We start from the raw sequence: 15802 nt of genomic DNA on the forward strand, positions 1-15802 counted from the left end.
CCAAAAAAAGAGGAAATACCCATGGCAAAGGCCAAGTTTGAACGCAGCAAGCCACACGTCAACGTCGGTACCATCGGACACGTTGACCACGGTAAAACCACACTAACCGCCGCTATCGCAACCGTAGCAGCAATCACCTCAGGTGGCGAAGCCAAAGACTACGCGTCTATTGACTCAGCCCCAGAAGAAAAAGCACGTGGCATCACCATCAACACCTCACACGTAGAATATGACACCCCATCACGTCACTACGCCCACGTCGATTGCCCAGGTCACGCCGATTATGTTAAAAACATGATCACCGGTGCAGCCCAAATGGACGGTGCAATCCTAGTCGTATCAGCGACCGATGGCCCAATGCCACAAACCCGTGAGCACATCCTGCTATCACGTCAGGTTGGCGTACCATACATCGTCGTATTCATGAACAAGTGCGACGTTGTTGACGACGAAGAACTGCTTGAACTCGTAGAAATGGAAGTTCGTGAATTACTAAGCGACTATGACTTCCCAGGTGATGACACCCCAATCATCCATGGTTCTGCTACTGAAGCCCTAAAAGGCTCACAAGAAAAATACGGCCAACCAGCCGTCGTAGAACTACTAAACGTACTAGACACCTACATCCCAGAGCCAGAGCGTGACATCGACAAAGCATTCCTAATGCCAATCGAAGACGTCTTCTCAATCTCAGGTCGTGGTACCGTTGTGACCGGTCGTGTTGAATCTGGTATCGTTAAAGTTGGTGACGAAATTGAAATCGTTGGTATCCGTGACACTCAAAAAACCACCTGTACGGGTGTAGAGATGTTCCGTAAACTGCTTGACGAAGGTCGTGCAGGCGAAAACTGTGGCGTACTACTACGTGGTACTAAGCGTGAAGACGTCCAACGTGGCCAAGTACTCGCTAAGCCAGGTTCAATCACTCCTCACACCAAGTTTGACGCTGAAGTATATGTGTTGAGCAAAGAAGAGGGTGGTCGTCACACACCATTCCTAAACGGCTATCGTCCACAGTTCTACTTCCGTACTACTGACGTAACTGGCGCAATCCAATTACAAGACGGTACTGAAATGGTTATGCCTGGTGATAACGTTGAGATGGGCGTAGAGCTTATCCACCCAATCGCTATGGACAAAGGTCTTCGCTTCGCTATTCGTGAAGGCGGCCGTACGGTAGGCGCTGGTGTTGTTGCTAACGTATTGAACTAAGATTTAGTGACTGGTTGATCTATACTAGTAGGGTTTATGTTTTAACTTAATCTTGTATCGTTTAAACGGTTACTAAACCTGAAAAGCCGCTCTCTTTATTGAGGGCGGCTTTTTTGTGGGTTACTATAAAGGTAGGTTGGTGTCGAGGGACGAGACCCAACATGATAATCGTGAATGAAAAGTTAATATTACTTTATCGTGTTGAGTGTCGTAAGCTTGACTCAACCTACGAGCTTTAATACAGTCTAAGAATGTATTGTCAAAAAATAATGGAAAAATTATGGGTACATCAGCCAATGGCATTGTGATTCAAACAGACACAAAAGACTTAGATTTTATATCGATCTTGATTAATTTATTCGATAAAGAGTTCATCTTCATTGAAGAAGATTGTGACTGTAGAGATGAGGACTGTTTTTTCGTCGCTAAGACTGATAAATATTTAATAATATCTAATGCCAAGCTTGTCGATGAAATTTTACAGAATAAAGAATCGGTTAATATGGAAATAATTCAGAAATTTTTTACTCCTGAATTTGCTTTTATTTTTGAAGAGTACGACAGTGGAGGTACTTATAGTTATGCGATTATGCTCAATAAACAAATTATCAGAAGATTTCGTAGTATCACTTATGAAACTACTGTTGATAAAGGTGAACTTGATGAAATTGAGTTAAGGTGGAAAAACGCACGTACAGACTATATAGATGATGAAGATTATGAGAGTGAAAAGGTTTATTTTGACCCTGATAATGAGACTGAATTTTATACTGAAGATTCACTACCACAAATAATTTTACATGAATTAATGAATGATAAACTTGGATTCGATACCTATACGGTAGATGACCATGTAATTGATTCAGCATTTTTTAAATTTAGAAAAGATGATTTTATAAATAAAAAATGGTGGCAAATTTGGAAGCAAGCGTAGGGTGGGTTAGCCAAAGCGTAACCCACCAAATTCATGATTCAAAATCAGGTGGCAAGTCGTGTTTACTATGCACAAGATTGAATAAACTAAAGTACCCTGAGCAATTGCTGTACGCACTATTAACAAGATTGTGACCAATTATCGGTGCGTGGAACGCACCCTACGCCAAATTTTGTAACAAAGCTAATCTTAGCAAGTAAAATACATCATTACTTTAAGAGTTTTCACCCCTAAACAAATAAAAACCCCATAAAACTTGCATTATGATTAAAGATAGGTATAATTATCAGCCTTAACACCCATAGGCGATTGGCTCAATTGGTAGAGCATCGGTCTCCAAAACCGAGGGTTGTAGGTTCGAGTCCTACATCGCCTGCCATCTTCTTATCACATCTTTGTTGTCTCCCACCATCTCCGAAGCGAGTTCTTTATGAGCAATAATCAAGATAACCTCGAGACTAAGTTATCTGATGCCAAGGCGGGTACTGGTGGAATGCTGTCTAAAGGTCAGCACATCTCAGCAGGTAATCAAACAACTGCTGTTGAAGTGGCCAAGACTGGCTCAGCAAAAGATGTGGTTTTGTGGCTACTTGCCGCAGTAGTATTAATTGGCGCGACGTTAGTTAACCAATATTTACCTGGCTATTGGCAGCCTGCCAATGATGTCTGGGTACGTATCGGTCTTATTGTCGCCCTTATCGTATTGGCATTAGTATGCTTGGCATTAACGCATCAAGGCCGCGCTTTTAAAATATTATTAAAAGACGCCGCCGTTGAGCTACGCCGAGTGACGTGGCCGGGCAAAGACGAAACCTTTCAATACACATGGCAAACCATTGTCATGATTGCGATTGTTGGGTTTTTTGTTTGGTTGCTAGATAACTTCTTTAATTGGTTCGTTGGGATATTTATTGGTTAAATAGTCTAGGATTTGGCGCATATCGTGCATTACGAATAGCGAGTATCTTGCTTGTTTAACTCAAATTTTATTTATAACGACTTACTTACAATGATCAGGAGCGTGATATGCGTTGGTATATTGTCCAAGCGTTTTCAGGATATGAAAAACAAGTACAACGTTCATTAACTGATCGTATCAATCGTAGTGACTTTGCTGAGTCATTCGGTGATGTATTGGTGCCTACGGAAGAAGTCGTCGAAATGAAAGACGGCAAAAAGCGTAAGAGCGAGCGTAAGTTTTTTCCAGGATATGTATTGATCCAAATGGAGATGAACGACAATACTTGGCACATCGTAAAAGACTGTCCACGTATTATGGGTTTCATTGGTGGTACACCTGAGACGCCAGCGCCTATTACGCAAGTAGAAGCCGATCGCATTCTAAACCGTTTGAATCAGACTGAAACTGACCCACGTCCTAAGACGCTATTTGAGCCGGGCGAAGAGTTGTTGGTTATCGATGGTCCATTTACTGACTTTAAAGGGTTGGTTGAAAAGGTGGATTATGAGAAGTCTAAATTGCATTTAACAGTAAACGTATTTAATCGACCGACTCAGGTTGAGCTTGAGTTTAGTAAAGTTGAAAAATTAGACTAAACCTGCAAAAAATTTATCAACCGGGGAGCTGTTAGTCAATAAGGGTTATACCGTATTGATTTGGCGCTATTACCCATAAAGGAGAGTATCTCATGGCTAAGAAGATTGATGGTTACATCAAACTGCAAGTGCCTGCAGGCAAAGCAAACCCTTCACCACCGATTGGTCCAGCATTGGGTCAAAAAGGCGTGAACATCATGGCGTTCTGTAAAGAATTTAACGCTGCGACCTCAAATCAAGAGCCGGGTCTACCGATTCCTACTGAGATCACTGTGTACAGCGATAAGTCTTTTACCTTCATCATGAAGTCACCACCAGCGGCATACTTACTACGTAAGGCTGCTGGTATCGCTAAAGGTTCTGGTACACCAAACACCGCTAAAGTCGGTAAAGTGGACCGTGCTCAGTTAGAAGACATCGTTAAGACTAAAGACGCAGATTTAACGGCTGCTGATCTTGATGCTGCTGTTCGTACCATCGCTGGTACTGCACGTTCAATGGGTATTACCGTGGAGGGTGTGTAAATGAGTAAACTTACTAAGCGTCAAAAATTAATTGCTGAGCGTGTAGAAAACGAAAAGTTATACACTCTTGAAGAAGCGGTTCAAATCCTAAACGATTTGCCAGCTCTTAAATTCAAAGAGTCTATCGACATCGCAGTAAACTTGGGCGTTGACCCACGTAAATCTGACCAAGTCGTTCGTGGCGCTACCAACCTACCTGCTGGTACTGGTAAAACCAAACGCGTTGCGGTATTTGCTCAAGGTGCTGCTGCTGAAGCCGCTAAAGAAGCGGGTGCTGACATCGTTGGTATGGATGATTTAGCGGATCAAATCAAAGCCGGTAACATGGACTTTGACGTGGTCATCGCGGCTCCTGATGCGATGCGTGTCGTCGGTCAGTTAGGTACTATCCTAGGCCCACGTGGTCTAATGCCTAACCCAAAAGTTGGTACGGTAACGCCTAACGTTGCTGAAGCTGTGGCTAATGCGAAAGCGGGTCAAGCACAGTATCGTGTTGATAAAGCGGGTATTATCCATACCACTATCGGTCAAGTTGGCTTTACTGCTGAGCAAGTTATAGAAAACGCTCAAGCATTGCTATCTGATCTAAAACGCGCTAAGCCTGCTACGTCTAAAGGTACTTTCATTAAGAAAATCACCTTGTCTAGCACCATGGGCCCAGGTATCACGATTGATCCTGTTCCATATCGTGTTGCTAAATAATTTTACTGCATAAAGAATTACTCATGATTCAACAGTTTTGAAGCATGAACACACTATTTTAAAGAATTAGGTCAGCGTAGCAAACGCTATGCTGTCTAAGACCGTAGGTAGAAAGCGGTTTCGCGTTATTAGTTTTAATCTTCGGATTATTAATAATAGCAACGAGCTGCTTTTGTTAATCGACGACAGATGAAAATCTCAGTTGTCCTACGCAGACGGTGACCCACCCAGTTGTTGATAAGAGCCGATAGGGCAACCTATCACTTGATGTCATTCTGATAACGGTGCCGTAATCAGTCGTTATGAGTGAATTCTTTATAGAATTTATAAATAACGTGTCGTATCAAGTCAATCTTAGTATGAATTAGATTGATAAGATTAAAGGAGTCAACTTATGGCATTAACGCTAGAGCAAAAACAACAAGTTGTGGCTGAAGTGTCTGAAGTTGCTGCTAATGCTTACTCAGCAGTAGCTGCCGAGTATCACGGAATTGGCGTTGCTAAGCTCACTCAGCTTCGCGAACAAGCTCGTGATAAAGGTGTTGTTTTGAAAGTGGTAAAAAATACCCTTGCAAAACGCGCTTTTGAAGGCACTAAGTTTGAGAGCATGTCAGACCGTATGACTGGTCCACTACTTTTGGCTTTCTCTATGGAAGATTTGGGATCTGCAGCACGAGTCGTTTTCGACTTTAGCAAAGATAACAAAGCTTTAGAGACCAAATTAGTATCAGTCGGTGGTGAAGTTTATGGTCCAGAAGAGCTAGAGCGCGTATCGAAGCTACCAACTCGCGACGAAGCAATCTCTATCTTGATGGCTACTATGAATGCACCAGTGACCAAGCTTGTCCAGACTATGAACGCTGTTCCTGGCAAGTTCGTTCGCACTGTAGCGGCAATCAAAGACGCAAAAGAAGCTGCTTAATTGCTTGTTTTAACGTAACTTTAACATCGCTAATTTTGGTTGAATTTTATTGCCACATTCGGCAATCAATCAAAGCGATATTAGAATCAATTAATTTTTATCAGATAACGGAGAGTTCTCATGGCACTATCTAAAGATGACGTGTTAAATGCAATCGCTGAAATGTCAGTAATGGATATCGTTGAATTAATCAGCGACATGGAAGAAAAATTCGGCGTAACAGCTGCTGTTGCTGCTGCACCTGCTGCTGCTGGTCCTGCTGCTGCTGCTGCTGCTGAAGAAAAAGACGAATTTGACGTAGTTCTTGCTAGCTTTGGCGAGAAGAAAGTTGGCGTAATTAAAGCCGTACGTGAAGCAACTGGTCTTGGCCTAAAAGAAGCGAAAGATTTGGTTGAAAGCGCTCCAGCTCCAATCAAAGAAGGCGCATCTAAAGCTGAAGCTGAAGAGTTGAAAAAGAAACTTGAAGAAGCTGGTGCAACTGTTGAACTAAAATAAGCTGAGCTTATCTTAGTGTTGTACAAAAAAAGCTGGTAATGCCTTGCATTGCCAGCTTTTTTTTATTATAATTCGTAGCTTGACCTTTTGTGTCTGCCAACAGTCGTATGCAACATCACGGTGGATACCCATCAAAAGGACAGACGATAGCTATGCAAATAAACACAGTGCAAGCACACATACCAGTTTTTGAAATCAGTTAATATCAGCTAAACGTCCATAGATGTTTGGCATTTTTTTGTGTCTGCATGCTTTCCCATTAACACTATAGTTTATACTGATTCTAAAAGTTATAGCTACCCCAATTATTAATCCTGAAAAGCTGTTGATCTTAGGTTGTCCATTTAGCATGGTTTTACTGTCAGTAGGTAGGCTCATAGACGGTAGATATTAGCGACGATATTGATTTTGATAGCAAGTGGTTTAGCATGACTCGAATAGAAGTTATTTCTTCTCAAGAATATTGGTAAATTTGGCCTTTTAGGCAATTGAATATAGATTGGCTGATATTGAAATTGTCGTTCTAAGGCATCATATAGAGTGGCTTAGATACCGATTATAAGATTAGAGCAACTTGTGAGATTAAAGGCAGTTATAAGATTGAATACAGTGTCATAGTGACGCACTGCTGAAGCACATACCACTGTATCACCTGTACTAATGGATAAACAGTCACTAGCTAAGTATTAACACCCGTTTTATATTATCGTTTACGTTGTCAAGTTTGCATAATATTAATATTAAATAGTATTGATGCAAGCTGGCCACGCTTTCAATTCGTTTCCACGTTTACTGTAAGGACTCTCGATGGCATATTCTTATACTGAAAAAAAGCGTATTCGCAAAAGTTTTGCTGAATTGCCCACTGTGATGGACATTCCCTATTTGCTGTCTATTCAAGTAGATTCCTACGAGCAATTTTTGCAAGAGCATAAAAAACCAAAAGCTCGTGAGAATAGTGGCTTGCAAGCTGCGTATTCCTCTATTTTCCCAATTGAGAGTCACTCTGGTAACGCAGAGCTACAATTCGTTGAATATTACTTAGGTACACCTGAATTTGACGAGCGTGAGTGTATCCTGCGTGGCTCAACGTTTGCAGCGCCTATGCGTGTCAAAATCCGTCTGATTATCAAAGATAAAGACAGCAAAGACAAAGACAGCAAAGCGGCAATCAAAGATATCCGTGAGCAAAGCGTCTATATGGGCGAGATGCCTTTGATGACCCAAAATGGTACCTTTATTATTAATGGTACTGAGCGAGTTATCGTGTCTCAGCTGCATCGCTCTCCTGGCGTTTTCTTTGATCATGATAAAGGTAAGTCACATTCAAGCGGTAAAGTGCTATATAACGCCCGTATTATCCCTTACCGTGGTTCATGGCTTGACTTTGAATTCGATGCCAAAGATCTAGTCTTTGCTCGTATTGACCGTCGTCGTAAGCTATTAGCGTCTATTATTCTTCGTGCATTGGGTTTGAGTACCTCTGAAATCTTAGATTTGTTCTTTGATAAAGTAGCCGTTTATAAGGGCGAAGAGCAGTTTGAGATTGATCTGGTTGCTGACCGCTTACGTGGTGAGATGGCACAGTTCGACATCGTATCACCTGAAGGTGAGGTTATTGTAGAGCAAGGCAAGCGTATCAACGCCCGCCGTATCCGTCAGCTTGAAGAAGCGGGTATGACTAAAATCTCTATCCCTGATGAGTACTTATATGAGCGTATCTTGGCCGAAGACATCGTCGTTAACGATGAAGTTATTGCCAAAGCCAATACGTTAATTGACCATGAATTATTGGTTAAATTAAGCGCGTTTGAAGCCAGTGAGTCTATCAAAGAGTTCAGCATTCTGTTCACCAATGATATCGATCAAGGCAGTTATATTGCCGATACGCTACGTGCAGATAGCACCTCAAGCCGTGAAGAAGCATTGATTGAGATCTATAAAGTCATGCGTCCAGGTGAGCCACCAACGGTTGAGACCGCTGAGAAGCTATTTGATAGTATGTTCTTTAACGCTGATCGTTATGATTTATCTAATGTCGGTCGTATGAAGTTCAACCGCCGTCTTGGTCTTGATTTTGTAGATACCGATGATGCTGATATTCAGCGTGAACGTAGCGTATTAACCAATGCCGATATCGTTAACGTCCTAAAAGAATTGATTGAAATTCGTAATGGTCGCGGCGAAGTCGATGATATTGACCATCTAGGTAACCGCCGTATTCGTTCAGTAGGCGAAATGGCAGAAAACCAATTCCGTGTTGGTTTAGTACGTGTTGAGCGTGCGGTCAAAGAGCGTTTAAGCTCGGCGGAATCTGATAACTTGTCGCCACAAGATTTGATTAACTCAAAGCCAGTAGCGGCTGCGGTAAAAGAATTCTTTGGTTCAAGTCAGTTGTCACAGTTTATGGATCAGAATAACCCGTTGTCAGAAGTGACCCATAAACGTCGCGTATCTGCATTAGGGCCCGGTGGTCTGACCCGTGAACGTGCAGGCTTTGAAGTACGTGACGTACATGATACCCATTATGGCCGTGTATGTCCGATTGAGACTCCTGAAGGTCCAAACATTGGTTTGATTAACTCATTAGCGACCTTTGCAAAGACCAACAGCTTTGGCTTCTTAGAAACGCCTTATCGCCGTGTGGTTGATGGTAAAGTAACGGACGTTATTGAGTATCTATCAGCGATTGAAGAAGTAGGTACGGTCATTGCACAGGCTGATTCACCAGTAACCGCAGAAGGCGCATTATCTGATGAAATGGTCAGTGTGCGTAGCTACGGTGAATTCGTCCGCATGCCGCCAGAAAAAGTGACGCATATGGATGTGTCGCCAAGTCAGGTCGTATCGGTCGCAGCAGGTTTGATTCCGTTCCTAGAGCATGATGATGCTAACCGTGCCTTGATGGGTTCGAACATGCAGCGTCAGGCTGTTCCTACGCTACGTGCTGATAAGCCGTTAGTAGGTACGGGTATGGAGCGTCACGTTGCGCGTGATTCTGGTGTTTGTGTCATCGCTAAGCGTGGCGGTGTGATCGAAGACGTTGATGCCTCACGTGTCGTTGTTCGTGTGAATGAAGATGAGATGATCGCTGGCGAAGCCGGTATTGATATCTATAACCTCGTTAAATACACGCGCTCAAACCAAAACACGTGTATCAACCAACGCGTCATCGTCAACCAAGGTGATGCTATTGCTGTAGGTGATATCTTAGCTGATGGTCCTTCTACGGATCTTGGTGAGCTTGCATTGGGTCAGAACATTCGCATCGCATTTATGCCGTGGAATGGTTACAACTTCGAAGATTCGATCTTGTTATCTGAAAAAGTGGTAAAAGAAGATCGTTTCACCACGATTCATATTCAAGAATTGACGTGTGTGGCACGTGATACCAAGCTTGGCACAGAAGAGATCACTGCGGATATTCCAAACGTCGGTGAAGCGGCGCTATCAAGTCTTGATGAAGCTGGTATCGTTTATATCGGTGCTGAAGTGGACGCTGGTGATATTTTAGTTGGTAAAGTCACGCCAAAAGGTGAGACGCAACTGACGCCAGAAGAGAAATTACTACGGGCTATCTTTGGTGAAAAAGCGGCTGATGTGAAAGACACCTCATTGCGTGTTCCAACATCAAGCAAAGGTACGGTCATCGACGTACAGGTCTTTACCCGTGATGGCGTCGAAAAAGATGCGCGCGCAAGAGCGATTGAAAAATCGCAGCTTGATAGCTATCGTAAAGATTTAAAAGAAGAGCTACGTATCTTTGAAGAAGCAGCACGTGGTCGTATTGGTAATCTATTAGATGGCCAAAAAGTCAGTGGTGGTTCGGGTCTAAAAGCCGGTACGGTTATGGCATTGGCTGATATGAAAGACATGAGCCTTGAGACCTTGCTTGATATCCAGCCGGTTGAAGAAGAAATCTCTGAGCGTCTCACGCAGATTGCCGATTACTTAGTCGATAAGCAAAAAGATATCGATGTTAAATTTGCTGAGAAAAAACGCAAATTGACCGCTGGTGACGACTTGCAACATGGCGTACAAAAAATTGTTAAGGTATATCTAGCGGTTAAGCGTCGTATTCAGCCTGGTGATAAGATGGCTGGTCGTCATGGTAACAAAGGTGTTGTATCGCGCATTATGCCGGTTGAAGACATGCCTTATGACGAGCATGGCAACACAGTTGACATTGTACTGAACCCACTTGGTGTTCCATCGCGTATGAACATCGGTCAGGTGCTAGAGACGCATTTGGGTATGGCGGCGAAAGGTTTGGGTGAGAAGATTGATGGCATGCTGAAAGCACAAGCTGCGATGAAAGACTTACGTGAATTCTTAGACCAAATTTATAACAAAGTGGGCGGCGAGCAAGTCGATCTTGATAGCTTGTCTGACGACGATATCATGGCATTGGCAGACAACTTGCGTGGCGGTGTACCGATGGGCACAGCAGTATTTGATGGTGCGCATGAGCATCAAGTCAAAGACTTGCTAGAGCTTGCTGGTCTAGCTAGAAACGGTCAGCAGACATTGTATGATGGTCGTACCGGTCAGAAGTTTGATCGTCAAGTAACGGTCGGTTATATGTATATGCTGAAACTTAACCATTTGGTTGATGATAAAATGCATGCACGTTCTACCGGTTCTTACTCACTAGTAACGCAGCAGCCACTCGGTGGTAAAGCACAGTTTGGTGGTCAGCGCTTCGGTGAGATGGAAGTTTGGGCACTAGAAGCATATGGCGCGACTTATACCTTGCAAGAAATGCTAACGGTGAAGTCGGATGACGTTGAAGGCCGTACCCGTATGTACAAAAACATCGTCGATGGTGAGCAATATATGGATCCAGGTATGCCTGAATCGTTTAACGTCTTGACCAAAGAAATCAAATCACTGGGTATCAATATTGAGTTAAAGCAAACCCATTAAGCACGGCTGACTGAAGCTACCTTTAACATAGCTTTAGTTAATTATTATTCTTAGTGGTCAATCTAGAAGCAGTACGCGCATAGCTGCTGCTTTTAGTGATTTGTCTCAACCCTATTCATTGCCTTCATTCATCTTATTTGCGTCAATAGCACGCCATTAGATGATTATAAAGATAACGGAGAAGCAACTTGAAAGATTTACTCGATATCATGCAAAGCCCTACCGGCAACGGTAATCAAGAGTTTGATAGCATCCAAATTACGTTGGCCTCACCTGATGTGATCAAGTCATGGTCGCATGGTGAAGTGAAAAAGCCTGAAACCATTAACTATCGTACATTTAAACCTGAGCGTGATGGTCTTTTTTGTGCCAAAATCTTTGGCCCAGTAAAAGACTTTGAATGTCTATGTGGTAAGTACAAACGCCGTAAATTCCAAGGCGTTATCTGTGAAAAATGTGGCGTTGAAGTCACGACCGCCAAAGTTCGTCGCGATCGCATGGGTCATATCGACCTAGCCAGTCCTGTGGCGCATATTTGGTTCTTAAAATCATTACCAAGCCGCATCGGTCTATTGTTAGACATGACGCTGCGTGACATTGAGCGTGTGCTTTATTTTGAAAGCTATATTGTCACAGAACCTGGTCTGACTTCTCTAGAGAAGTATCAATTGCTTGATGATGAAGATTATTACAGAGCACTTGAAGAGTTTGGTGATGAGTTCACAGCCAAAATGGGTGCAGAAGCTGTTCAAGACCTATTAAAAGACATCGATTTAGATTTAGAAATCGATGAGCTGCGTGAAGCGATTCCGCAAACAGGTTCTGAAACTAAGCTTAAAAAGATGTCTAAGCGTCTTAAGCTATTAGAAGCATTCCGTGATTCTAATAACAAGCCTGAGTGGATGGTAATGAATATCTTACCAGTCTTACCACCAGACTTGCGCCCGCTAGTACCACTAGAAGGCGGCCGTTTTGCGACATCAGATCTAAACGATTTATATCGCCGCGTCATCAACCGTAATAACCGTCTTAAGCGTCTATTAGAGCTAAGCGCCCCTGATATCATCGTGCGTAACGAAAAACGTATGTTGCAAGAATCAGTCGATGCGCTACTCGATAATGGTCGTCGCGGTCGTGCGATTACCGGTAGTAATAAGCGTCCATTGAAATCTTTGGCAGATATGATCAAAGGTAAGCAAGGTCGTTTCCGTCAAAACTTATTGGGTAAGCGTGTCGATTATTCTGGCCGTTCGGTCATCGTTGTCGGTCCTACGCTACGTCTACATCAGTGTGGTCTACCGAAGAAGATGGCACTTGAGCTATTCAAGCCATTTACTTATAACAAACTATTGTCTCATGGTTTGGCAACGACGATTAAAGCTGCTAAAAAGATGGTTGAGCGTGAAGAACCGCAAGTGTGGGATATGTTGGCCATGGTTATCCGTGAGCATCCAGTGCTCTTGAACCGTGCACCAACGCTTCACCGTTTGGGTCTACAAGCGTTCGAGCCAGTACTAATCGAAGGTAAAGCCATCCAGCTGCATCCACTCGTTTGTACCGCATTCAACGCCGATTTCGATGGTGACCAAATGGCAGTTCACGTGCCATTGACGCTAGAAGCTCAGCTTGAGTCACGTGCTTTGATGATGTCGACCAACAATATCTTGTCGCCTGCGAACGGTGATCCAATCATCGTACCGTCACAGGATGTGGTACTTGGTTTGTATTATATTAGCCGTTCATCAGTAAATGCCAAAGGCGAAGGCATGATTTTTGCCACGGTCAATGAAGCATTGCGTGCGATTGGCTCAAACGATTTACATGTGAACGCCAAAATCAAAGTTCGTGTGACTGAAACGCATTTTGATGAAGAAGGCAACGAGACCAAAGAGATCAGTATCAAAGACACGGTTGCTGGCCGTTTGCTTATCTGGAACATCATGCCTAAAGGTATGACGTTTGATGAGTGTAACCAAGAGATGACGAAGAAAAACATCTCTAAATTGATCAACTCTTGCTATCGTAAAGTAGGTGTTAAAGACAGTGTTATGTTTGCTGACCAATTGATGTATCTAGGTTTTGCGCAAGCAACGCTATCTGGTGTGTCTATCGGTTTGGATGACATGGTTATTCCGCCAAGCAAAAAGCAAATTATCGAAGTTGCTGAAGGCGAAGTGCGCGAGATTGAAGATCAGTTCGAGCAAGGTTTTGTGACCGCTGGTGAGCGTTATAACAAAGTGGTCGACATCTGGTCACGTACCAATGACAAAGTCGCGAAAGCGATGATGGATAACTTGGCAACGGATAAAGTGATCAACGCCCAAGGTGAAGAAGAAGAGCAGAAGTCATTTAACTCTATCTTTATCATGTCAGATTCTGGTGCTCGTGGTAGTGCGGCGCAGATTCGTCAGTTGGCTGGTATGCGTGGTCTAATGGCAAAACCAGATGGCTCAATTATTGAGACCCCGATTAAAGCCAACTTCCGTGAAGGTTTGACCGTACTTCAGTACTTTATCTCTACGCATGGTGCGCGTAAAGGTCTAGCAGATACCGCATTGAAAACCGCTAACTCGGGTTACCTGACTCGTCGTTTGGTTGATGTGGCACAAGATTTGGTCATTACCAGTGATGACTGTGGTACTGAGCAAGGCTTGCTCATGAAGCCACATATTCAAGGTGGTGAGATCATCGAGAAACTCGGTGAGCTAGTACTTGGTCGTGTGACGGCTCGTGATGTGACGTATAACGATGATGCCGATAAGGTATTAATTCCAGCGGGTACGTTGATCGATGAGCATTGGGTCAATGTGCTTGACGAAAACGCAATCGATGATATCTGGGTACGCTCAGTTATTACCTGTGATATCGAACATGGCGTTTGTTCACAGTGTTATGGTCGTGACCTTGCCCGTGGTCATAAAGTCAATATCGGCGAGTCTGTCGGTGTTATGGCGGCGCAGTCTATCGGTGAGCCTGGTACTCAGTTAACCATGCGTACGTTCCACGTGGGCGGGGCAGCAAGCTCAGCATCAGTGGACAACAGCATCTCTGTACGTAATGCTGGTCAAGCGCATTTCGAAAACATGAAAACGGTTCAGCATACAGACGGTCACCTAGTTATCGTATCGCGTTCTGCTGAAATTGCGTTGACCGATGAGCTTGGTCGTGAGCGTGAGCGTTATAAAGTTCCTTATGGTTCAAGCGTTCTTGTCAAACACGAAGATCAGGTCGAAGGTGGTCAAACCATCGCTAAATGGGATCCGCACACGCATCCAATTATCACTGAATTCGCAGGTACTGCACGCTTCAGCGATATCACTGATGGTATGACGGCGACTGTGAAGGTTGATGACGCGACAGGTATGAGTTCATTTGAGATTCTAGCTACTCGTGACCGTTCAAGCTCAGCCAAAGACTTACGTCCAGCGATTATCTTGAACACTGACGAAGGTAAAGAAGTGGTTTACTTCTTGCCAGCTGAAACCATCATTCGCGTGAGCGACGGTGAAAAAGTAGCAGCCGGCTCGATTCTAGGCCGTGTACCACAAGCGTCTTCAGGTACTAAAGACATTACCGGTGGTCTACCACGTGTTGCTGACTTGTTCGAAGCACGGCGTCCAAAAGACCATGCGATTATGGCTGAAATGAGTGGTGTGGTTAGCTTCGGTAAAGAAACCAAAGGTAAAAACCGCTTCATTATCACCAATGAAGATGGTGAGGTTCATGAAGAGCTGATCCCGAAATGGCGTCAAATTAACGTCTTCGAAAACGAAACAGTTGCTCGTGGTGAAGTTATCGCTGATGGTCCACAAAACCCGCACGATATCTTACGTCTGAAAGGTCAAACGGCGCTTGCTGATTATATCGTAAACGAAGTACAGGACGTTTATCGCTTGCAGGGTGTAAAAATCAACGATAAGCACATCGAAGTTATTATTCGTCAGATGCTACGTAAAGTTGAAATTACTGATGGCGGCGATTCAAGTCACTTCAAAGGTGATCAGGTCGAGTACGCTGATATCAAAGCATTGAATGCCAAACTAGAAGCGGAAGATAAATTCCCAGTACAGTTTGAGCGTCAATTACTGGGTATCACTAAAGCCAGCTTGGCAACGGAAAGCTTTATCTCAGCAGCATCATTCCAGGAGACTACTCGTGTCCTAACAGCTGCTGCCGTCACTGGTAAAGTCGATGAGTTACGTGGTCTGAAAGAAAACGTTGTTGTTGGTCGTTTGATACCTGCTGGTACCGGTCTTGCTTATCATAAAGCACGCAAAGAGAAAGCAGATCAGAAGCTACAAGACAAAGACTTAAATGCAGCTTTTGACATGACAGCAAGCACTGATAGTAAAGACTTTGCTAGCTTTGACGAAGCCTTTGCTCAAGAGCTAAATCAAGACAACTAAGGGTCTGCTGTTAACTTTTGAATAAAAATAAAAAAGCCAGCCCAGTCGCTGGCTTTTTTATGCGTTGAAATATAGAAACATCAGAGAAAAGCAAATACTTGAAAGTCATATAATGAAAATAAAT

General features: G+C 43.5%; 10 protein-coding genes and 1 tRNA gene. All 11 read left to right on the forward strand.

From position 1 onward, the window contains the following. Positions 1–21: 21 nt before the first annotated feature. The 11 genes from tuf (at position 22) to rpoC (ending at position 15678) form a co-directional block, all read left to right on the forward strand. Positions 22–1212, forward strand: a complete 1191-nt coding sequence (gene tuf / locus W293_RS0109710) for an elongation factor Tu (RefSeq protein ID WP_025652105.1) — start codon at positions 22–24, stop codon at positions 1210–1212. 280 nt (positions 1213–1492) lie between these two features. Then, the gene (locus W293_RS0109715; protein ID WP_025652241.1) at positions 1493–2146 is read left to right on the forward strand and encodes a hypothetical protein; all 654 of its coding nucleotides are present in this window, start codon (positions 1493–1495) and stop codon (positions 2144–2146) included. 303 nt (positions 2147–2449) lie between these two features. Next, positions 2450–2525, forward strand: a tRNA-Trp gene (locus W293_RS0109720). A gap of 51 nt (positions 2526–2576) precedes the next feature. Further along, positions 2577–3065, forward strand: coding sequence for a preprotein translocase subunit SecE (gene secE / locus W293_RS0109725; RefSeq protein ID WP_025652242.1), 489 nt, complete (start codon positions 2577–2579; stop codon positions 3063–3065). 107 nt (positions 3066–3172) lie between these two features. Next, positions 3173–3703: a transcription termination/antitermination protein NusG gene (gene nusG, locus W293_RS0109730; protein WP_010201718.1), complete on the forward strand. Its 531-nt coding sequence runs from the start codon at positions 3173–3175 to the stop codon at positions 3701–3703. A 92-nt stretch (positions 3704–3795) separates the two neighbouring features. Next, entirely contained in the window at positions 3796–4227 is a 432-nt protein-coding gene (gene rplK, locus W293_RS0109735; protein WP_010201717.1) for a 50S ribosomal protein L11, read from the forward strand. Then, complete coding sequence (rplA, locus tag W293_RS0109740) at positions 4228–4929, forward strand: 50S ribosomal protein L1 (RefSeq protein ID WP_025652243.1); 702 nt, start codon at positions 4228–4230, stop codon at positions 4927–4929. 394 nt (positions 4930–5323) lie between these two features. Beyond that, a complete protein-coding gene (gene rplJ, locus W293_RS0109745; protein ID WP_025652244.1) occupies positions 5324–5851 on the forward strand; it encodes a 50S ribosomal protein L10 in 528 nt (175 codons plus the stop codon). Between the two features lie 120 nt (positions 5852–5971). Next, the gene (rplL, locus tag W293_RS0109750) at positions 5972–6346 is read left to right on the forward strand and encodes a 50S ribosomal protein L7/L12 (protein WP_025652245.1); all 375 of its coding nucleotides are present in this window, start codon (positions 5972–5974) and stop codon (positions 6344–6346) included. 807 nt (positions 6347–7153) lie between these two features. Continuing rightward, positions 7154–11272 carry a DNA-directed RNA polymerase subunit beta gene (gene rpoB, locus W293_RS0109755; RefSeq protein WP_025652246.1) on the forward strand — a complete coding sequence of 1373 codons (4119 nt, stop codon included), beginning with the start codon at positions 7154–7156 and terminating at the stop codon, positions 11270–11272. 188 nt (positions 11273–11460) lie between these two features. Continuing rightward, positions 11461–15678, forward strand: coding sequence for a DNA-directed RNA polymerase subunit beta' (gene rpoC / locus W293_RS0109760; RefSeq protein WP_025652247.1), 4218 nt, complete (start codon positions 11461–11463; stop codon positions 15676–15678). Positions 15679–15802 lie beyond the last annotated feature (124 nt).

This window comes from Psychrobacter sp. TB67, from assembly GCF_000511065.1.
GTDB classification, from domain to species: domain Bacteria; phylum Pseudomonadota; class Gammaproteobacteria; order Pseudomonadales; family Moraxellaceae; genus Psychrobacter; species Psychrobacter okhotskensis.